At 65.6% G+C, this 19,405-nt stretch carries 17 protein-coding genes; 5 read left to right on the top strand and 12 right to left on the bottom strand.

What is annotated here, in order from left to right; all coding sequences use genetic code 11:
- The first annotated feature begins 35 nt into the window (after positions 1 to 35).
- From F8G81_RS12250 to F8G81_RS12265, 4 genes are all read left to right on the top strand, one after another.
- On the top strand, positions 36 to 2,138 hold the full coding sequence (locus F8G81_RS12250) for a beta-galactosidase (RefSeq protein ID WP_267275016.1): 2,103 nt from the start codon (positions 36 to 38) through the stop codon (positions 2,136 to 2,138).
- Between the two features lie 71 nt (positions 2,139 to 2,209).
- Positions 2,210 to 3,562, top strand: coding sequence for an ABC transporter substrate-binding protein (locus F8G81_RS12255; protein WP_267275017.1), 1,353 nt, complete (start codon positions 2,210 to 2,212; stop codon positions 3,560 to 3,562).
- A gap of 73 nt (positions 3,563 to 3,635) precedes the next feature.
- Entirely contained in the window at positions 3,636 to 4,592 is a 957-nt protein-coding gene (locus F8G81_RS12260) for a carbohydrate ABC transporter permease (RefSeq protein ID WP_267275018.1), read from the top strand.
- Positions 4,589 to 5,506: a carbohydrate ABC transporter permease gene (locus F8G81_RS12265; RefSeq protein WP_267275019.1), complete on the top strand. Its 918-nt coding sequence runs from the start codon at positions 4,589 to 4,591 to the stop codon at positions 5,504 to 5,506. Before F8G81_RS12260 ends, F8G81_RS12265 begins: the two co-directional genes overlap by 4 nt.
- Positions 5,507 to 5,532: 26 nt before the next feature.
- Here F8G81_RS12265 and F8G81_RS12270 read toward each other — a convergent pair whose 3' ends face one another.
- From F8G81_RS12270 to F8G81_RS12305, 8 genes are read right to left on the bottom strand one after another with little or no spacing between them, the layout of a single operon-like run.
- Complete coding sequence (locus F8G81_RS12270) at positions 5,533 to 6,117, bottom strand: histidine phosphatase family protein (RefSeq protein ID WP_267275020.1); 585 nt, start codon at positions 6,115 to 6,117, stop codon at positions 5,533 to 5,535.
- A 59-nt stretch (positions 6,118 to 6,176) separates the two neighbouring features.
- Positions 6,177 to 7,088, bottom strand: a complete 912-nt coding sequence (locus F8G81_RS12275; RefSeq protein WP_267275021.1) for an SDR family oxidoreductase — start codon at positions 7,086 to 7,088, stop codon at positions 6,177 to 6,179.
- Positions 7,089 to 7,110: 22 nt separating this feature from the next.
- The gene (locus tag F8G81_RS12280; RefSeq protein WP_267275022.1) at positions 7,111 to 7,536 is read right to left on the bottom strand and encodes a DUF1801 domain-containing protein; all 426 of its coding nucleotides are present in this window, start codon (positions 7,534 to 7,536) and stop codon (positions 7,111 to 7,113) included.
- 47 nt (positions 7,537 to 7,583) lie between these two features.
- Entirely contained in the window at positions 7,584 to 8,771 is a 1,188-nt protein-coding gene (locus F8G81_RS12285; RefSeq protein ID WP_267275023.1) for a VWA domain-containing protein, read from the bottom strand.
- Positions 8,768 to 11,107: a DUF5682 family protein gene (locus F8G81_RS12290; protein ID WP_267275024.1), complete on the bottom strand. Its 2,340-nt coding sequence runs from the start codon at positions 11,105 to 11,107 to the stop codon at positions 8,768 to 8,770. Before F8G81_RS12290 ends, F8G81_RS12285 begins: the two co-directional genes overlap by 4 nt.
- A 9-nt stretch (positions 11,108 to 11,116) precedes the next feature.
- Positions 11,117 to 12,223: an ATP-binding protein gene (locus F8G81_RS12295; RefSeq protein WP_267275025.1), complete on the bottom strand. Its 1,107-nt coding sequence runs from the start codon at positions 12,221 to 12,223 to the stop codon at positions 11,117 to 11,119.
- Positions 12,220 to 13,674, bottom strand: coding sequence for a DUF5691 domain-containing protein (locus F8G81_RS12300; protein ID WP_267275026.1), 1,455 nt, complete (start codon positions 13,672 to 13,674; stop codon positions 12,220 to 12,222). The genes F8G81_RS12295 and F8G81_RS12300 overlap by 4 nt, the downstream gene beginning before the upstream one ends.
- Entirely contained in the window at positions 13,671 to 14,969 is a 1,299-nt protein-coding gene (locus tag F8G81_RS12305; RefSeq protein WP_267275027.1) for an SWIM zinc finger family protein, read from the bottom strand. The genes F8G81_RS12300 and F8G81_RS12305 overlap by 4 nt, the downstream gene beginning before the upstream one ends.
- 201 nt (positions 14,970 to 15,170) lie before the next feature.
- Between F8G81_RS12305 and F8G81_RS12310 the strand changes: the two genes are divergently transcribed.
- Positions 15,171 to 15,800 (top strand): dihydrofolate reductase family protein, encoded by a 630-nt coding sequence (locus F8G81_RS12310; RefSeq protein WP_267275028.1) that lies wholly within the window; start codon positions 15,171 to 15,173, stop codon positions 15,798 to 15,800.
- 25 nt (positions 15,801 to 15,825) lie between these two features.
- On the opposite strand, the gene F8G81_RS12315 is transcribed toward F8G81_RS12310, so the two are convergent.
- The 4 genes from F8G81_RS12315 to F8G81_RS12330 all read right to left on the bottom strand — a co-directional run bounded on the left by F8G81_RS12315 (position 15,826) and on the right by F8G81_RS12330 (position 19,399).
- Positions 15,826 to 16,302 (bottom strand): SRPBCC family protein, encoded by a 477-nt coding sequence (locus F8G81_RS12315; protein ID WP_267275029.1) that lies wholly within the window; start codon positions 16,300 to 16,302, stop codon positions 15,826 to 15,828.
- Between the two features lie 84 nt (positions 16,303 to 16,386).
- Positions 16,387 to 17,571: a cytochrome P450 gene (locus F8G81_RS12320; RefSeq protein ID WP_267275030.1), complete on the bottom strand. Its 1,185-nt coding sequence runs from the start codon at positions 17,569 to 17,571 to the stop codon at positions 16,387 to 16,389.
- Entirely contained in the window at positions 17,568 to 18,245 is a 678-nt protein-coding gene (bioD, locus tag F8G81_RS12325) for a dethiobiotin synthase (protein WP_267275031.1), read from the bottom strand. Before bioD ends, F8G81_RS12320 begins: the two co-directional genes overlap by 4 nt.
- Positions 18,242 to 19,399, bottom strand: a complete 1,158-nt coding sequence (locus tag F8G81_RS12330; protein WP_267279198.1) for an 8-amino-7-oxononanoate synthase — start codon at positions 19,397 to 19,399, stop codon at positions 18,242 to 18,244. The genes bioD and F8G81_RS12330 overlap by 4 nt, the downstream gene beginning before the upstream one ends.
- Positions 19,400 to 19,405: the final 6 nt, after the last annotated feature.

Genomic DNA, 19,405 nt, shown 5'->3' on the forward strand with positions numbered 1-19,405 from the left:
ACGTTCACACCCCAACTAATGGAGTACCCACCCACATGGATTCGACCGCCTCCGCCCACGTCCCCAACGGCATCCTCTTTGGTGCCGCCTACTACGCCGAATACCACCTGAACGACCGGCTCAAAGTGGATCTGGACCTGATGAAGGACGCTGGGTTTACCGTCATCCGGGTGGGCGAGTCGGTCTGGTCCTCGTGGGAGCCCCAGGATGGAGAGTTCGACGTCGAATGGTTGACCCCCGTTTTGGACGGCGCCCATGAACGCGGCATCAACGTCATCCTGGGTACCCCGACCTACGCTGTCCCGCCATGGCTGCAGACTGCCTACCCTGAAATCGCCGCCGAACGAAGCACCGGAACCAGGATTCCGTGGGGCGCACGGCAGGAAGTGGACTACTCCCACCCCGCATTCCTCTTCCACGCAGAACGCGTCATCCGCAGGGTCATGGAACGGCATGCCAGCCACCCTGCAATTATTGGCTTCCAGGTAGACAACGAGCCCGGGCTGGAACTCATTCATAACCACGGCGCCTTCACACGGTTCGTGCGGCGGCTCAAGAAGCAGTACGGCGACGTTGAGACCCTCAACAGGGAGTGGGGCCTGACGTACTGGTCGCACCGGATCACGGAGTGGGCCGAACTCTGGCGGCCGGACGGCAACACCTTCCCGCAGTACGATCTGGCCTGGCGGCGCTACCAGGCGGACCTCACCACGGAGTTCATCGCATGGCAGGCTGACCTGGTCTCCGAGTATCGGCGGGGCGATCAATTCGTGACAACGTGTTTGCAGTTCCCGCGCCGGGGCATCGACGACGAAAAGCTTTTCAATGGACTCGATATTGCTGCCGGAAACCCCTATTACGGTATGCAGGACCACCTTGACGGGCTCGAAGAACTCGACCAACCCAACTACTGGACCACCACTGGGGTGGCGGGTCTGTTCAGGCAGGCTGACCGGCTCTACGGAGCCAAGCAGGGACGTTACCTGGTCACAGAGACCAACGCCCAGGCCATAGGTGCCGCCGAGACGAACCTGCCACCGTATCCGGGTCAGCTGAAGCAGGCGGCTTACGCTTTCATTTCCCGGGGTGCGGCGATGATCGAATACTGGCACTGGCACACCCTGCCGTACGGGGCGGAAACGTATTGGGGAGGAGTCCTGCCCCACAGCCTGGTGCCCGGGCGGGTCTACGCGGAACTGTCCGAACTGGGGTCCGAACTCGGCCAGATCGGGACGCTGCTGGACGGCTATGAGCCGGACGCCGACGTCGCCATTCTGTGGTCGAACCCCAGCCGGTTTGCCTTCCAGTTCATGCCTCCCTTTGCTGCCGGTGGCCAGCCGGACGGAGAATCCTATGAGCACATCATTGACTCGTTTCACCGCGGGGTCATCGACGCCGGCCGGCAGTCCCGGGTGCTCCATCTTGCCCAGGCAGCGGCGCTCGGCGCCGCGCAGCTGGTCAAGCAATTCCCTGTACTGGTGGCTGCGGGCGTCTATATCGCCTCGGACAAGGACCTGGAGCTGCTGCGGGAGTACGCCGAACTGGGCGGCCATCTCATCCTTGGCGTCCGCACAGGGTATGCCGATGAGGAAGCGCGAGCCCGCGTCGCCGTCGCGCCTGACTTCCTGCACGAGGCTGCCGGCGTGCGGTTCGAGGAATTCTCCAACCTTGAACGGGATGTTGCCGTCACCGGTACGTCCGGTCTTGAGCTCGGTGATGCGTCGTATGCCCGGCTGTGGGTGGACGGGCTCATCCTGCAGGGGGCCGAGACACTGGCCTCCTATGAGCACCCCCGGTTCGGGGACTTTCCCGCGGTCACCACGCAGATCCATGGTGCCGGCAGGGTGACGGTGGTTGGTTGCGTGCCCTCGCCGGGACTCGCCACGTCGCTGATCCGCTGGGCCGTCCCGCACGCTCCGGAGTCCCGGTTGGTGGGTGAGGTCCAGCGTCCCATCACCGTATCCTCGGGTTCGCTGCCGGACGGGCGCCGGGTGTGGTTTGTCTTCAACTGGGGATGGGACCCTCAAACGGTTGCCCTCGCCGGACGCGTCACCGAGGTGGTCACCGGTACCGCGTTCGAACCGGGTGCTGAGATTTCCCTGAGCCCATGGTCAACACGAACTTTCGTCAGCCAGTGAGGCGTCCGGCGCAGCCCGATACCGATCCGAAACAACTCATCAGCATCAACAAATACACAGAAAGAGTAACGATGAAAAAGGCACCAAAAACAGCAATGGCGCTGATGAGCAGCGCAGCGGTGGCCGCAATGCTCCTCTCCGGCTGCAGCAGCAGTACACCGGCCGGAACCACGGCACCGGAGAAAGTGTCGCAGGACCAGATCGACAAGGCGCTGAGCACACCTACCAAGCTGACGTTCTGGACCTGGGTGCCTGACATCGAAAAGGAAGTCGCCCTGTTCGAAAAGAAATACCCGGCGATCGATGTCACGGTGGAGAACGTCGGCCAGGGACTGGAGCACTACCAAAAGGTCCGCACGGCTCTCCAGTCCAAAGAGGGCGCCCCGGACGTTGTGCAGGTGGAGTACCAGTACATCCCGTCATTCACCCTGACCGATTCCATTCTGGACCTCACTCCCTACGGCGCAGCGGACCTCTCCGGTGACTACGTGGACTGGGTCTGGAGCCAGGTCTCCACCGACGACGGCGTTTGGGCTATTCCGCAGGACATCGGGCCCATGGGCAACGTCTACCGCAGCGACATCCTGAACCAGGCAGGCGTCACGGAGGCCCCGAAGACCTACGAGGAATACACCGCAGCAGCCCAAAAAGTAAAGGACTCAACGGGTTCGTACATATCCAACCTTGCAACCAACGACCCCGCGCAGGTGGTCGGACTCCTCTGGCAGGCCGGTGTGAAGCCCTTCGGATACGACGGCGACAAAACCGTCAGCATCAACGTCAACAGCCCCGAAGCCAAGCAGGTCCTGGGCTACTGGCAGGACCTGATCGAAAAGGATCTCGTGTCCACGGATGCGGATTTCAATGACCAGTTCTACCAGGGCCTGGCCGGCGGCAAGTATGCCGGATGGCTGACGGCGGCATGGGCTCCCATTTTCCTCCAGGGCACGGCCGCTGACACCTCGGGAAAGTGGAGCGCCGCACCCCTTCCGCAATGGGAAACGGGCAAGGAAGTCTCGGGAAACTGGGGCGGCTCCTCGGACGCCGTGCTGTCAACCACCAAGAACCCCATCGCAGCCCAGGAACTGGCCAAATTCATCAACCATGATGAAGAATCCACCAAGATGTTCGCCAACGAGCAGTTCCTCTTCCCGGCAGCGAAAAGCGTTCTCGAGAGTCCGGAATTCACCGACAAAGCGGTGCAGTTCTTTGGCGGCCAAAAGGTGAACGACCTCTTTGCCGAGATCTCAGGCACGGTGGATACCGAGTTCCAGTGGCTTCCGTTCACCGAATACGCCTACTCGCAGTTCAACGAAATCGTTGGTACCGCCATCGGCGAGAAGAAGGACCTGGGCGCTGCGCTTGACCAGTGGCAGGACGTCCTCGTCAAATACGCGAAGGCCCAGGGATTCACCGTCACATAAGACGCGGGAGGCGCCGCTGCCTGCGGGTGCGGCGTCTCCCGTCCTTCCCATTTCCCTAAGTAAAGGATCAGCCGTGGCCATCAGGTCTATCTCCGCCGCGAATCCGGCCGGCACAAACACCGCCAGGCGTTCATCCGTCAGCAAGCGCAGGCAAACGACCGCCGCCTACCTCTTTGTGCTGCCGTTCTTCGTGGTCTTCACCACCATGCTTGTCATCCCGCTCGGATACTCGGGCTACCTCAGTGTGTTCAAGAACCAATTGGTCGGCGGACTCTCATTCATCGGCCTGGACAACTACATCCAGGCTTTCTCCGACCCGGATTTCCTGGGAGGGATTGGCCGGATGCTGATTTTCCTGCTCGTCCAGGTGCCCATCATGCTCGGCGTAGCCCTGTTCCTAGCCCTCGGCCTCGACAGCGGCAGGGCCCACGGTGCCAAGGCCCTGCGCCTCGTGTACTTCATGCCCTATGCCGTTCCCGGCGTCGTCGCGACGCTGATGTGGGGATACCTCTACGGCCCCGATTTCGGCCCCATCTCGCAGCTGTTCCGCTCCGTGGGCCTTGAGTCCCCGAACCTGCTCAACTCCCAGAACATCCTCGGATCGATGATGAACATCGTCACGTGGGAGTTCGTGGGCTACAACATGATCATCCTGTACGCGGCCCTCCGCTCCATTCCCGCCGAACTCTATGAGGCGGCGGGCATCGACGGCGCCAGCCAGTACAGAATCGCGTGGAGCATCAAGATCCCGGCCATCCGGCCCGCCATCATGCTGACCGTCATCTTTTCGATCATTGGGACGTTCCAGCTGTTCAACGAGCCAAGCCTGCTGGACGCCATCGCCCCCAGTGCCATCACCAACGGGTTCACCCCGAACTTCTACGCGTACAACCTTGCGTTCGTCAACCAGGACGTCAACTATGCCGCTGCCGTGGCGTTCCTCCTCGGGGCGATCATCGCCGTCGTCTCCTATGTTGTCCAGCTGGGCACGCAGCGCAGCGAACGCAAACAGCGAAAGGCCGTCCGATGACCTCCACAACGCTCGCTCCCAGTCCCAAAACCAGGACAGTCCCGAGCAAGCCATCCGCCCGCCGCCACAGGAAAGAGCGCAGCCTGCCGCTGACCATCCTGTTGTGGCTGTGCGCCCTCTATTTCCTTCTCCCGCTGTTCTGGCTGTTCATTGCCAGCACAAAAGACAACTCTGATCTGTTCAGCAGCTTCGGGCTGTGGTTTGGCGACCGGTTTTCGCTCTGGGACAACATCGCGTCGGTGTTCACGGTCCGCGACGGCCTCTACCTCCGGTGGACGCTCAACACAGTCCTCTATGCCGGGGTGAGCGCTGTGGGAGCGTCACTGATTGCAACGATGGCCGGTTATGCCTTTGCGAAGTACACGTTCCCCGGGTCACGGGCCCTGTTCAGCCTCACCCTGGGGGCCATCATGATTCCGCTCACGGCCCTGGCATTGCCCACGTACCTGCTGTTCAACGCGGCCAGCCTCACCAACACACCCTGGGCGATCATCCTGCCCTCGCTGGTGAGCCCGTTCGGGGTTTTCCTGATGCGCGTCTACGCAGCCGACGCCGTACCGGACTCCATGATCGAAGCCGCCCGCGTTGATGGGGCAGGTGAGTTCCGGATCTTCTGGCAGGTGTCCTTCCGTCTCCTGGGCCCCGGGGTAGTGACCGTCTTCCTGTTCGCGCTGGTGGCCACTTGGAACAACTACTTTCTGCCCCTGATCATGCTGAACAGCTCCTCGCTGTACCCGCTGACTGTCGGGCTGGCGCAGCAACAGTCCGCGAGCGCCGCGGGAGGCGGCGCCCAAGCCCTCTTCTCGACGGTTATCACCGGCTCACTGATCAGCGTTATTCCGCTGATCATCGCCTTCCTGTTCCTGCAGCGCTACTGGGAGACGGGTTTGGCGACCGGGGGAGTCAAGGAGTAGTTCACCGCCGCGGCCCAACCCGCCGGTCAGCCTGGAACGCCGGCAGTTACCAGTTCGCCGTTGAAATATTCGAGCTGCCAGCCATCAACAGCATGGTGGTGGGCAAGGTTGAGGGCGGCGTTGTCGATCTTCTGCAAGGCGCGGCCCATGGCGCGGCTGAGAGTGACGCGGATGAGCGTGCCGTGGGCGATGGCAAGGATACGGCGGCCCGGGAATTCCTCGGCCAGTGCTTCCAATGCAGCCAGCCCGCGGCACGCGGCGACGTCCTCGCCTTCTGCGCCGAGGTAGCCACCGGGGACGCGCAAGGCGTCCAGTTCGGGTCCGGCCTGAAGGCCCTCCGCGGATCCGAAGCTGCGCTCAGTCAGCCCGGGCACACGCCGGATCACGTCCAGCCCCAGCCCCTCGGCGATAAGGTCGGCGGTTTCCGCGGCGCGGCTCAGCGGTGAGGACACGATGGCGTCCCACTCGTAGCCGGACAGGACAGCGACGGCATCGCGCGCCTGGCCACGGCCGACGTCGTTCAGGGGGATGTCAGTGGATCCCTGCAACCGGCGCTGCGCATTCCAATCTGTCTGACCGTGGCGGACGAGGGCGAAAGTCGTAAGAGTCACGCCCTCATTCTGCCCTGAGCGCGGCAGGCACCGAAACAGCCGCTCCCGTGATGAGACAGCTAACGGGCGAGGGAGTGTCCCAGGCTGGTTATCAGGCGGCCGATGGCATCTTCGGCCGTAGGCACGGCGCCAAAGACCTCCCGTTGCCGGGTAGTGTCGGCGACGTAGCGGCCGGTCTGGAAATAGTCGATCATCGCACCCAGGTCCTTCAGCATCGGATTAACCGGCCCAAAGACGGTGCTCATGGTGCGGACGAGCCTCGCGGGGACCGCCCGCACGCCAATGTGCTTGGCAAGGAGCCGGCCGGAGATCTCGGCAACCTGCTGCATGCTTACCGGCCGGTCCCATCCGATATCGATCCGTTGACCCTCGACGCCGGGTGCGTCGACTGCCGCGGCAAGATAGCCGGCAACGTCGGGTGTGAGAACGAACGTCAGCGGGACGTGAGGGTCCCCGAGCCATCTGAAGCGGCCCTTGCTGATGGGGTCGCCACCGAAACGGGTGACCTGGTCAAAAAAGGCGCCCGGCCGCAGCGCCACGAATGGCACGCCCCGGTCTTCGAGCCGGTCCTCGGTCAGCTTCTTGTGCCAAAAGTGCGGAACCCCGGGCGCCTGGTCACACGTCAGGATGCTGGTCAGGACGAACCGGCGAACCTTGCCGGCACTCGCGGCGTCAACAAGGTTCGCGTTGCCTACGATGTCCGTTTCCGGTGTGTCCCCCTTCCGGTGCCGGGTATAGCCCGCCGCTGTAGAAATCACACAGTCGACGCCGTCCATCGCCCGCCGCAGCGAACCCGGGATCATCATGTCGCCCCGGGCAATGGTGGCCCCGGCGGCTTTCAAACGGGAAGCATCCGAGCCCACACGCACGAGGGCACGAACTTGTTTTCCGCGCGCCAGGAGTTCGGCCACCACCTGACCGCCAAGCATGCCCGTGCCGCCCACCACCAGGACGGGTCCATTGTCAGTCATCGCCGTCTCCGTTTTCTGGAACTCAGCTCCTTGGCACGTCCAGTTCCGTCATGACGTATTCATAGCCCTCGCGGACCAGCTGCTCGAGGACGGCAGTGTCCACGTCGTCGAGCTTGTTGATGTAGAGGCAGCCGACGCCTAGTTTGTGTTTTCCGAGCTTGGGCAGCAGCAGCGACGTATCGGAGCGGTAAATCACCCCGTACAGCGCCAGATTGGCTTTCCTCGGGGAGTAGCCGACGGCGGCAAAGTCGCCCTCGCGGCTGGCGCCCCTGTAGTGATAGCTTCCGAAGCCCACGATGCTGGGACCCCACATGACGGCGGGCTGCCCGGTGGCGTCGGACATGATCCGGAGAAGGGCGAAGCCATCCTCACGGCGGGTGGGATGGTCAATGTTGGAAAGGAACTCCTCCACGCTGGCGCCAGTGGGGACGGTGATGTTTTCAGCCATACACGTAGTGTCGCAAAATACAGGGCTGGTGGGGCGACAATCGGCTGCTAGGTTTCGTGAGTCGTGACAAAGTCGCGGGAGGCGGCCCATTCGCCCACGTCCCGGCGTTCGATGGCCGCGGCCATCAGCTCAGGGAACAGGTCCGGTGTGCAGGCGAAGGCCGGGACGCCGATTCCGGCAAGGGCAGCGGCGTGGTTGGCGTCGAACGTCGGGTGTCCGCTGTCGCTCAAGGCCAGCAGGGCAATCATGGTGGCCCCGGCTCCGACGATGGAGGCGGCCCGGCGCAGCATCTCCTCAGCTATTCCACCCTCGTAGAGGTCGCTGATAAGCACCAGGATTGTCTCGGTGGGCTGCGTGATCTGATCCTGGCAGTAGGCCAGTGCCCGGTTGATGTCCGTGCCGCCGCCCAGCTGCACGCCGAAGAGCACGTCCACGGGGTCCTCCAGCTCGTCCGACAGGTCCACAACTTCGGTGTCGAAGACCACCAGCCGTGTCCGCACGGACCGCAGCGAGCTGAGCACCGCACCGAACACGCTGGAGTACACCACCGACTCGGCCATGGACCCGGATTGGTCGATGCACAGGATGATCTCACGCTGCACCTGGGTGCTTCGCCGGGCATAGCCCACCAGCCGTTCAGGCACAATGGTCCGGTATTCCGGCTGATAGTGCTTCAGGTTTGCGGCGATGGTGCGGTTCCAGTCGATGTCCTGGTGCCGCGGCCGCCTGGTCCGTGCTGCCCGGTTTAACGCACCGGAAACGGCCTGGACTGTCTTGGCGCGCAAACGGTCCTCGAGCTGATCCGTCACCTGGCGGACCACTGCCCTGGCTGTCTCGCGCGAATGCTCCGGGATCACGCGGCCCAGCCCCACGAGCGTGCTGACGAGGCCGATATCCGGCTGCACCGTGCGCAGCATCTCCGGTTCAAGGAGCAGCTGGCGCAGGCCCAGCCTGTCCATGGCGTCGGCCTGCATCACCTGGACCACGCTGGAGGGGAAATAGCTTCGAATGTCACCGAGCCAGCGGGCCACCCGGGGACTGGACGCGCCCAGGCCTCCCGCCCCCTTGCCTGCTGCCCCGTACAAGTCTTCCAACGCCTTGTCGCGGAGGTGGTCCTCGGCTGAGAGGACCACACTCTGGCCGTCGGCTGTCCTGACACCGTCCGCTTCGTGACCGCCGAGCAGCAGGCGCCAGCGGCTCAGCCTGTCCCGGCCTTCAGCGTTCGTTTCGGTCACCGCACTGCCTTCCATCCCAGGTACCTGGCCATCGTCCGGATCGCCTTGTCCGCGCCCGTGAAGTCCAGCGCTGATGCATCCGGAGTCCGGGCGACCGCACTTCCGCGGCTCACCTGTTCACCCATCTCGCGCCGCTCGGGAGGGCTGAACAATGAAAATGTCCTGCGCAGCAAGGGCAAAACATCCTCAAAGACGTCGTCGGGCACACCGGCCACCCACTCGTCGACGATCTGCAGGAGGCGCGGATCGTGAATCAGCAGCACAGCGTCGCCTGACAGGACGCCGTCAAGCCAAGCGGCGGCCTGCGGGGCCGGCGTGGCGATGGACAGCCGGCGGCTGAGCCGGGCAGCGACGTCGTCCCTGTCCACCAGGCCGGCATCCAGCAGCAGCCTGGTGGCCCGCCCTGCGACGGCTCCGTGAATGGCGTCTGAACCGGAAACGGAAGCCAGCGCCACGTGCCAGTCATCCTGGGGCAGGTCCGGCAGCAGCGACAAACCATGCTGGGCCGAGTCAATGGCCCGGCGCATCGCTGCTGCTGCCTCATCGTCCAGCCCGGCGCAGGCAGTCGGCAGTCCAACGCACGCCCGCACTGCCGTGGCGTCAAGGATTTTCCGCACTTCAGTGACGTCCACGCCGCGCACGTTGCCGTACCGGCAGGTCCGGGCAAGGGGAGCAATGGTTTCCAGGAGCGGCGGAACGTCATGCTGCAGGGCCGTGCGCTCCGCCAGGACGGACACCACGCCACTGATTCCATCCGGCAGGTCTGCAAGGAGGCAGCGCGTGAGGAGGTCGCTAAGGTCCGTCAGGCTGCTGGTGAGCTGGGCCCGTTCAGACACGTATGCCGCTGCCGCCGATTCGATGGCGGTGCCATAGCGGCTGGCTTCCACCACTGCGATGGCCAGCTCGGGCTCCCACCGCAGTGTCCAGGCCTCTTTGAACGTTCCCGTCGTGCGGCCGGTCTCGCTGGGGACGCCCCAGTCCACGCCGAGCAGCGCCAGCCTGTGCAGCAGCACCGAGCGGGCCAGCTGATTCGGCTTGCGCAGGTCAATTGTCAGGACCTCTTCCATCGCGCTGGGTTTCAGCCGCAGCCTGCGCTGGGCGGCAGCGAGATCGGCTGCCAGCGGAACGGTGGGCGCGGATGCCGGTACGTTCCCCAGTTCCAGTCCGATGGTCAGTTGGCGGTGCACCAGTTCCAAGGGAAGCGGCGAGCCGTCGCACAGCACTGCCTGGGCGGCGTCATCCAGTTCGGATAGCCCCGGGCTCGGCCGCCCCCGCACCGCGGCCAGCGCACTCGCCATCCGGCTTGCCTCCACCACCGACGCCGTGGATGCGTCGAGGTTTTCCCGGCGCAAGGTACGGGCAACGCGGACCAGCCAGGTAGTTGCTACATCAGTGTGGGGATCCAGCGCGGCGCGGTGGCTGAAGAGATGCTGGTACCAGCCCGGTGCGGTCACTCCCGCCCCATATCCGCTGCGGAGGCTGAGCCGATCGGAGGTCCAGGGCACCCAGGCGGCCGCGACCTTGATCTTGGTCAGGCCGGCCAGCAGCCTGTTGTCGGCCGAGGCTGGAGGAAAAGCAGCGCTGACCAACGCCGGCGCGTGATAGGCGCCGCATACGACAGCGATCCGTCCGTGCCCTTCGCGGATCGCCGCCCGCAGGAGCCGCCGCATGGATGCCTCCCGGAGGTTGTTCTCCACCACGTCCGGATGGTCGGGGGGCCTCGTGTCGATGGCCCGAATTTCCGCGATGGCATCGATGACGGCGGCAAACTGGTCCAGCGGGCCCTCATTCCGGTGCTCGATGGCGTCCTCCCACCAGCGTTCGGCGTCGCTGTACCCGGCAGCCTCAGCCAGCATCGCCACCGCATCCGGCCGGTAGGGCTGCTGCAGGTCCGGGGCTGGTTCGGTGGGCTCGGCGGGGGTTGCCGGGTCAGCCTCTGCTTCATCAGCATCAGCATCAGTGTCAGCGTCTGAACCAGCGGCGGGGGGAGCGGCAGGGGGAGCGGCGGCCAGGTGCAGCGCGAAGCTGTGGGCTGCCGGCAGGTCGATGGCCCGGACCCCTGTTCCTGTTGCCAGCGCCCAGCGGATGGCCACCCATTCGGGGGAGAAGCCGGCCAGCGGGTAGAACGACGCCAGCCGCGGTTGCTCGACAGCGTAGATCAGCCCGGCCACCGGCGGGGTCATCTCGGGATCCGAAAGCAGCGGCAGGATCTGGTCCAGCTCTGGCGGACCCTCCACCAGCACCAGGTCCGGCCGGAGGGCCGCCAGGGCTTCAGCGACCGAGTGCGCCGAACCGGGTCCGTGGTGCCTGATGCCCAGGACGTGGACGTCTGTCACTGACCAGCCTCAGTTGGACGAATCAAGATCGCGGCAGGCCCGGTACAGGTCCTTCCACTCCGGGCGGTTGCGGACGACGGTCTCCAGGTACTCCTGCCAAATCACCCGGTCCTGCACGGGATCCTTGACCACGGCGCCCACCAGGCTGGCCGCCACGTCCGGGGCCCGGACCGTTCCGTCTCCAAAATGCGCTGCCAGGGACAGCCCGTTGGTCATCACCGAAATGGCTTCCGCCGTCGAAAGGGTTGCCGACGGCGATTTGATGGTGGTGCGTTGATCCTGGGTGACGCCGGCGCGCAGTTCGCGCATCACAGTGACCACACGGCGGATTTCAGACAGCGCGGCAAGATCAGCGGGCAGTTCCAGGGCCGCGCCCAGGCTGCGTACCCTGGTGCTGACAATCTCCACCTCCTGCTCGAGGCTGTCCGGGAGGGGCAGCACCACGGTGTTGAACCGACGGCGCAGGGCTGAGGAGAGGTCGTTGACGCCTTTGTCGCGGTTGTTGGCCGTGGCGATGACGTTGAATCCCTTGCGTGCCTGTACTTCCTGGTTCAGCTCAGGGATGGGCAGGACTTTTTCACTCAGGATGGTGATCAGGGAATCCTGCACATCCGAGGGGATGCGGGTGAGCTCCTCCACCCGGACCAGGCTGCCACTTTCCATCGCGCGCATCACGGGCCCGGCAACCATGGCCGCCCTGGATGGGCCCTCGGCCAGCAGCCTGGCGTAATTCCAGCCGTACCGCAGTGCTTCCTCGGGGGTGCCGGCCGTACCCTGCACTACCAGCGTGGATGTGCCCGAAATGGCGGCGGCCAGGTGCTCGCTGAGCCAGGTTTTCGCGGTGCCCGGAACGCCGAGCAACAACAGCGCGCGGTCAGTGGCCAGAGATGCCACGGCGATTTCCACCAGCCGCGCCGAGCCTAGATACTTCGCGCTGATCTGAGTCCCGTTGGGCAAGGTGCCGCCAAGGACATAGGTGGCCACCGCCCAGGGAGACAGACGCCAGCTGGGCGGGCGGGGCCGGTCATCCACAGCTGCCAGCTCCCTGAGTTCCGCCGCGTAAGCGTCCTCGGCATGGGCGCGCAGAACATCAGTGGTGGACTGGGCATCGGTCATCGGAAGGCCTCCGTCAGCGATTTTCGGAATGATTGGTACTGTACGACATCGCGCAGCACGCGGCGCCGGGCGGCATCGTCGTCTGAACGCTCGAGCAGGCGGCGGCACTCATCTGCCGCTTCCAGCGGAAGCCCGGTGGGCAGAACGTCCGCCAGCATTGCTGCCAGCTGCCCGCCGTTCTTGGCGGTTATCAGCCTGAGCACTTCGTCAGCCAGGCGCTGGCCCCACGGCCTTGGCTGGTCCCGCAGCAACGGGACCAGCGTCAACGGATTCCGGCCGCTGCTGCTGAGGTGCCGCAGCAGTGCAGATTCACGCTCGACGGCGGGCAGGCAATTGAGCAGCCGCGGCTCCTGGCGGAGCTCCACCAGCGCGCGCACCCAGTCAAGGTCGGCGCGCAGCACGGCGGCTTCGAGAATGGCTGCAACGATCCGGGGTTCATTCTCGAGCAGCGCCAGCGTTGCGGCCGGGCCGCGCCCAGAAACCGCTGTCCACACATCGAGCGGGGCACCCCGGATGATCGTTTCCAGCCAGCCGAGCCTGTCGGGTTCGCCGCTGCGCGGATCCCCGGGAATCCCGTCGCGCACGGATGCCTCGTCCGGGTCCGGTGGCAGCTCGATCTCGAATTGTTTGCGCAGCACCCCTTTGATTCGAAGCAGCGGGCGCAGCCGTGCGGCCATGCGGCCGGCCCGGGCGCTGCCGGGGAGCCTCTCCAGCAGGTTGGCGGCAACCTCCCGCACGCTCTTTGCCTTGTCATCCAGGGCCAGTTCCAGCAGCTCTTCGTCGTCGGGTTGGACGTTGACGGCGAAGGTGCCCAAGTGCGCGGCCCGTTCCCGCGCGCCCAGGGTGTCCCATTGGCCGGCCAGCAGGCCGCGGGCGGCCGCGGGGTCGCTGCGCCGGAGCCGTTCCAGTTCCAGCGTGGCGTCGGCGCTCCCCAGCACCTCCCAATCGGTGCCGGCGGCGGAAGGCGGGCCGGAAGCCCCATGCCGGGCGAGGTCCTGCAGCCAGCGGCCACGGGCACCGATGGCCGGATAAAGATGCTCAGCCACGCCGGGCCGGGTGTCGGCCAGCGTGAGCAGCGCCGGGAGCAGGCGGTGGGGCACCCGGCGTCGGGCGCCTTCCGCGAGCTGCAGCCAATCAATCACCAGCTGCCTCCGGAGTTCCTGACTGACCGGAGGCTGATTGAGCAGCAGGTCCAGCAACCGGGCGGACTCACCGGACGCTTCCGGAACATCGTCAGGCGGGGCCGGGGCCGGCCGCTCATCGGAGTCCGCAGCGCCCGGGCGGCGGGCAGCACGGGTGGCGACGTCGGCCATGGCCGCCTGATCGAGCAATGACTCCTCCCGGGACAGGCCCTCCGGCGGCCGAAACCCCAATTCGGCAGGCGGCTCGGGCGCCGCGTGGCGTCCCGTGCCGAGAAGCGCCGACGTCCGGAGGTCTGCCAGCCAGGTCATGGGGTTACCACCCGTTGCCCGACGACGACGGACAGCGGCCGCACGCGGCCCTCCTCCAGCTCACCAAACAGGTCCACGGGATGCCCGCCGGTCTGGGCCAGCAGCGAGTCCAGGGGCGCGTCCACCAGGGGGAGTGCATCGCCGGAGCTGTCGTGGAGCCAGCCGTGGCCGCCAGGGGAGACGCGGACCTTGCCGAACAGCACCGGGTGACGCCCACGCCAGGGCGAGACGGCAACGGCTGCCGATTCCGATTCCAGTGCCTGGGCAATGCTGCACCCTTCACCGAGGGTTTGGGCCAGCCCGCGCGCGTTAACAGGGCTTGTGAACATGGCCCGCTGCGGCGGGGTGCCGGGATACCGTGCAACGCTGGTATCCAGTTCCGCCCCGGCCAATTGGGGCGCGGTGAGCGCCTGTCCCTGGGCGGCAAAATCGAGCACGACGACCACCGTTCCGTCAGGTCCGCGAAGCCAGGTGCGCTGTTGCTGCAGCCGTCCGTCGTCGGTCCGGTAAGCTCCCAGCACCAGCCATGGGCCCCGCAATGCCTCCGTGCCCTGGACATCGGCGGACGCCATCGCCCATCCGACGGCCACCCGGAGGTCGGCAAACTCGGTGGGTGACAGCTGATCCCGCATGCCCCACGCTTTGGTCAGTGCCCACCAGCGGCCCGCGTGCAGGAGCAGATGATCGGCCCAATCGGCGCGGGCGTGCACGTCTGAGCCCATCGCCCTGACTTGCTCGGCCAGGCCCGGAAGCTGGGCGTCCACCAACCGCGCGGCTACAGCGTCCCACCAGGCATACGGCTGGTTGCGGGCGGCAGCCAGGCCAGTCCGTACGAGGTCCGTCAGCCACCGGGCGAAGTCGGATACCCCGGAATCCATCAGGGCCAACCGGTCGGCGCGGCGCTTGGCCTGCGCCACCGGATCGGACTGCTGGCCGGTCTGGCGCCGTTCAAGCGCTGCAGCCCGTTCCCCCCGCTGGTCCGCCCATTCCCGGGCAAAATCGGCGGTCTCCGCGCCGGCGTCGGCCGCCTGGCCACGGGACCACAGGAGAAGGAGGGCCAGGGCATGCTTGCAGGGAAACTTCCGGCTGGGGCATGAGCACCGGTAGGCCGGGGCGGCGAGGTCAACGCTGACCTGGTACGGGGTCTTGCCGCTGCCCTGGCATTTTCCCCACACCAGGACGTCGTTGCTGCCGGTCTCGGACCACGGGCCGGGACGAGCCAGCTTGCGGGCGGCCGCCATCGAAGAATCATCGGGGGCGGCGCCGGTCACCTTCTCCTCGCTCCAACGCACCATGATGCTCATTGTGCCCGATGAGTCAAGGACCGCGGGCGAGACGGGGCAGCGTGGCGGTGCGGAAGGAACGAAGCGGTGGGAACCGGTGGGAAGCAATGGGGCAGCGGCGCTTGGCAGCAGGGCTCCGAACCAAGCCTGAGGGGTTGAGGGCCTTTCCTGCGCGGCGTAAAGTCCGTCGAACGATGACGTGAGGAGTCAATCATGGGGCAATTGATTGTCCAGCAGTTCGTAACCGCCGACGGGTTTGCCGCCAACAGCAACAACGAATTCAACGCCTACGAATTGCTGGAAGGCGGGACGGCCCAGTTCGACCAAAGCCAACTCGCATGGCTTGAGACCGTGGACGCCATGGTGCTGGGGGCCGCCACCTACCGGATGTTCGCCGAGTACTGGCCCACGCCGGCATCAGAGGGCGAGATCATCGCCCCGGCACTCAATGGGCTGCGCCGCTTCGTGTTTTCCCGGCGACTCGGGCGGGCACCGTGGGGGGACCTCCCCGAGGCCACTCTTGAATCCGGGGACGCCGTTGAGGCGATCCGCCGGATCAAGAGCGAGATCGAGGGCACCATTGTGCTGTGGGGCAGCCTGACGCTCAGCGAGGCGTTCTTCTCGGCGGGCGAAGTGGATGGCGTTCGGCTGGTCACGATGCCCGTCGCGATCGGTGCGGGGCGCGGTGTGTTTCCCGCCGGCAAGGATCCCGCCCTGCTGCATCTGCAGAGCGCCACAACCTACGACGCCGGGCTGGTGGAGCTTGTTTACACGCTTGCCGCCCGTCAGTCCCCAGCCCGTCAGTCCCCAGCCCGTCAGTCTCCGAACCAGTCAGCCGGCTGACGCCGGGACTCCACGTCGGCAGGGGTCATAGAGCCTGACCGGTGGCTCCGGTGTCGTTCACTTCGCCGCGCCATGCACCGGTCTCGGTTCCCCGGGATTCGATGAACTCCTTGAACCTGCGCATGTCAGCCTTGACCTGCATATCGTCGAGATTTAGGGCAGCTCCGGCCTTCTCGGTGAAAGTCTCGGGTCCCCATTCAAAGTGGACAGAAATCCTGGTGTTCCCGGCATCCAGCGGCGTGAAGTGGACCAGGCCGGCGTGGGACTTCCCGTCGACGCTGCGCCAGGCGATGCGTTCGTCGGGCGTCTGGTCCACAATTTCGGTATCGAATTCCCGCTCCACGCCGCCGATCTTTGTGACCCAGTGATTGGTGATGTCGGTCAGCTGTGTCACGGATTCAACACCGGACATGAACTGCGGAAATGATTCGAACTGCGTCCACTGGTTGTAGGCCGTTGATACCGGCACGGCTACATCGATGGTCTCTTTGACGGATTCCATGGCGCTTCCTCCATTTAACAAAGAGCGCGCGGTCACGGACCACGGCGGTCCGCGAGTCGACCGGCCAGCGCCCTCACTTGAACACTAAGCCTGCTGACTATTGGTGTCCAGAACCGAATATTTCACCGGAACTGCCCTGGGTGCCTGGAAGGACAACAGCCTGATCCATGCCGGCTCGGAGTCCCGCAGCTGTATCCCGGGCAGCACCGAAGCCGTTTCGTGGACAACGATGGTGGCCTCGAGTTCCGCCAGTTTGGCGCCGAGGCAGCGGTGGATGCCGAAGCCAAAAACCAGACCGTTGGTCATAGAGTTGGCGGTTCGGGCCCCCGGCCCGGCTTCGAAGGAGCCAGTGATGGAGTTGCCGCTCAACTCGAGGAGGATTTCGGTTCCGGCCGGAACAGGCTCCCCGCCGAGGTCCGTGTCCTGGCTGGTCACCCGGCGCCACGTCGGAACGGACGATTCCGTGGCCAGTACGTGCCGGACCATCGAACGGGCGCCGGCCTCAGACCCCGCATCCCGCCAGCTCTGGACAGCGTTTCCGTCGAGGAGGCGGAACAGGGTGGTGCTGATCAGTTGGGTGGTTGTTTCCTGCCCGGCAATCAGGAGGAAGTAGCCAAGCGAGCAGATTTCCGACACGGACAGACCGTGCTCCGCCAGCGATTTGAACAGGTTGCGCCCGGGTGCCCGCACGGATTCCGTTACCAGGTCCCGAATCCACACATAGAATTCGGCCGCGCTCCGGGCGAGCTCCAGCTGGCGGGTTTCGTCTGGCCAGCCCCAGAACAGCTCCATCGAGTCAAGTCCCCAGCGCTTCAGGCTCACCAGGTCCCGCACGGGCAGCCCCAGCAGCTCCAGCATGACAATGGCCGGGGTAAACGCCGCGACGGACTGGACAAGGTCAACCGGTTCGGCGCGGTCAAGCTGTTGGGCAGCCTTGAACGCTGCCTCGCGGGCCAGTTCACGGATACGGGGTTCCATCGCCGCAACCTTGGCGGGCGTGAAGTAGCCCGCCACCACCTTGCGGATCCCGGCGTGGGTATCAGTGTCGTTGCTGGCCAGAACCGGCGGCAGCGCGAACCGCACGCGCTGCAGCGCACGCAGGGCGGGCCCGGTCAAGGGCGTCACGGCAACCAGGGCGTTGGCGGGGCTGAAGTCGGCGGGTCTTTTGAGGATTTCACGGACATCATCCGGGTTGCGCACCACCATGTACGGGCAGCGGGTTTGGGCTGGGGGCGTGAGGGTTCCCGTGGCTGAAGGTCCCGGGGTCATGCGGGCAGTCCGTTCAGCCAGTGCGGTGCTTCGGCCCGAAAGCGGACCGGATGCAGGGTTGACGCCTGCTCGGGAAGGGCGCCGAGAAAGGGAACGGGCAGGGATCTCATGACTTCAAGGTTGCTGTGGTGCAGAAACCCGGGTTCACCGGGCCAACTGCCCAGCACAATGCCCAGCACTCGAAGCCCTCGGGCTGCCAGCGCCTCGAGCGTCAGTGCTGTGTGGTTGAGCGTGCCGAGGGCAGGACGCGCCACAAGAACGAAGGCCGCAGCCAAAAGGCCGCCAAGCTCCGCCATGGTGCCGCCTGAGGAATCGAGCTGCACCAGCAGGCCGCCGGCACCTTCAACCAGGACATGATCATGGGATCCTGCGAGTTCCAGAATCCTGTCCGCGTGCGTTGCCAGCGGGGGAAGGGGCATCCGGTCGACGGCGGCAGCGGCGATTGGTGCCAGCGGCTCACCCAGCACTACTCCCGTTTCGGCTGTCACGGCGCCGGCCAGGCGGAGGATTTCGGCTGTGTCGGAGTCACCCGCTGACGCTCCGGACTGGCATGGCTTGTAGACGGCAACACTGCGTCCCAGTCCGCCGAGGACGGCTGCGAGGGCCGCCGTCGTTATTGTCTTGCCGACGCCGGTGTCCGTTCCGGTGATCAGGATGATGGGGGGCAGGTTCATGGGTGATCCTCCAAAAGGGTGCGCAACACCGCGCAACTGTGTTCGATGTCCTCAGGCGTAAGGGTGGCCCTGGCCGTGAGCCGAAGCCGTGAAATTCCGTCAGGGACGGATGGCGGGCGGAAACAGCCGATGTGCACGCCGGCGGCCCGTGCAGCGTCGGCAACCTTCAGGGCCGCCTCCGAGGAGGGCATGGCGATGGATTGAACAGCGCCCGCCGAAGGCGCCATGGTGGTGCCCATGTTCTCCAGCGCGTCGGCCAGGCCGGAGCCCAGGGCTGCGGCAATGCTCCGGACGGATGCGGCGCGCCACGGTTCATCCCGGATGACGTGGACCGCAGCCAGGGCCGCCGCCGCCGATGCCGGGGCCAGTCCTGTGTCGAACATAAAGCTGCGCGCACGGTTGACCAGGTGTTCGCGCAACAGCTCCGGGCCCAGGACCACACCGCCCTGGCTGCCCAGTGCCTTGGACAAGGTGGCAGTGACAATCACGCTGGGATGCCCGGCAAGAGAGGTTCCTGCCACCGCACCGTGGCCCTGAAAGTCGCCGGAACCGGCCACTCCCAAACTATGCGCCTCGTCAATCAGCAGCGTGGCGTCGTATTCCTGCGCGAAAGAGAGAAGGTCCTGGAGCGGCGCCTCATCGCCCAGCACACTGTAGACGGATTCGACGGCGATGAGCGCACGCGGTTCGGTCCGTTCCGCGAGCAGCCGGCCCGCTTCGCCCGCATGGTTGTGTTCAAAGAATTCGGTCCGCGAGCGGCTGAGCCGGAATCCATCGATCATCGAAGCGTGGCAGTGCTCATCAGCCACGATCAGGGTTCCCGGCCCGCCCAGCGCGGTGATTACACCCAGATTGGCCAGGTAGCCGGAGGAGAACACGAGCCCTGCGGCCATCCCGGTGAACTGGGCCAGCTCTTGCTCCACTTCGAGGTGGAGCCGGGTTGTCCCCGCCACCAGCCGCGAGGACGTGGCACCGGTACCCCACCGGGACGCGGCTTCGGCGGCTGCCTTCGTTAACCGGGAGTCCATGGAAAGCCCCAGATAGTCGTTGCTGGCGAGGTCGATGCACCGGTCGTCGGCAGACCGGGGAACGGGCCGGCGGACCAGCCCGCGCCGGTCCCGGACCGCGGCTTGCCGCTCCAGCCACTGCGTCATGGAGGT

The sequence above is a fragment of the Arthrobacter sp. CDRTa11 genome, from assembly GCF_026427775.1.
GTDB lineage: Bacteria > Actinomycetota > Actinomycetes > Actinomycetales > Micrococcaceae > Arthrobacter.

What these genes read in the sequence shown, in the direction of transcription:
- F8G81_RS12250 (WP_267275016.1), top strand. Translation starts at nt 36, where the DNA reads ATGGATTCGACCGCCTCCGCCCACGTCCCCAACGGCATCCTCTTTGGT.
- F8G81_RS12255 (WP_267275017.1), top strand. Translation starts at nt 2,210, where the DNA reads ATGAAAAAGGCACCAAAAACAGCAATGGCGCTGATGAGCAGCGCAGCG.
- F8G81_RS12265 (WP_267275019.1), top strand. Translation starts at nt 4,589, where the DNA reads ATGACCTCCACAACGCTCGCTCCCAGTCCCAAAACCAGGACAGTCCCG.
- F8G81_RS12275 (WP_267275021.1), bottom strand. Translation starts at nt 7,088, where the DNA reads ATGACTGACAATGGACCCGTCCTGGTGGTGGGCGGCACGGGCATGCTT.
- F8G81_RS12280 (WP_267275022.1), bottom strand. Translation starts at nt 7,536, where the DNA reads ATGGCTGAAAACATCACCGTCCCCACTGGCGCCAGCGTGGAGGAGTTC.
- F8G81_RS12295 (WP_267275025.1), bottom strand. Translation starts at nt 12,223, where the DNA reads ATGACCGATGCCCAGTCCACCACTGATGTTCTGCGCGCCCATGCCGAG.
- F8G81_RS12300 (WP_267275026.1), bottom strand. Translation starts at nt 13,674, where the DNA reads ATGACCTGGCTGGCAGACCTCCGGACGTCGGCGCTTCTCGGCACGGGA.
- F8G81_RS12305 (WP_267275027.1), bottom strand. Translation starts at nt 14,969, where the DNA reads ATGGTGCGTTGGAGCGAGGAGAAGGTGACCGGCGCCGCCCCCGATGAT.
- F8G81_RS12310 (WP_267275028.1), top strand. Translation starts at nt 15,171, where the DNA reads ATGGGGCAATTGATTGTCCAGCAGTTCGTAACCGCCGACGGGTTTGCC.
- F8G81_RS12315 (WP_267275029.1), bottom strand. Translation starts at nt 16,302, where the DNA reads ATGGAATCCGTCAAAGAGACCATCGATGTAGCCGTGCCGGTATCAACG.
- F8G81_RS12320 (WP_267275030.1), bottom strand. Translation starts at nt 17,571, where the DNA reads ATGACCCCGGGACCTTCAGCCACGGGAACCCTCACGCCCCCAGCCCAA.
- bioD (WP_267275031.1), bottom strand. Translation starts at nt 18,245, where the DNA reads ATGAACCTGCCCCCCATCATCCTGATCACCGGAACGGACACCGGCGTC.
- F8G81_RS12330 (WP_267279198.1), bottom strand. Translation starts at nt 19,399, where the DNA reads ATGACGCAGTGGCTGGAGCGGCAAGCCGCGGTCCGGGACCGGCGCGGG.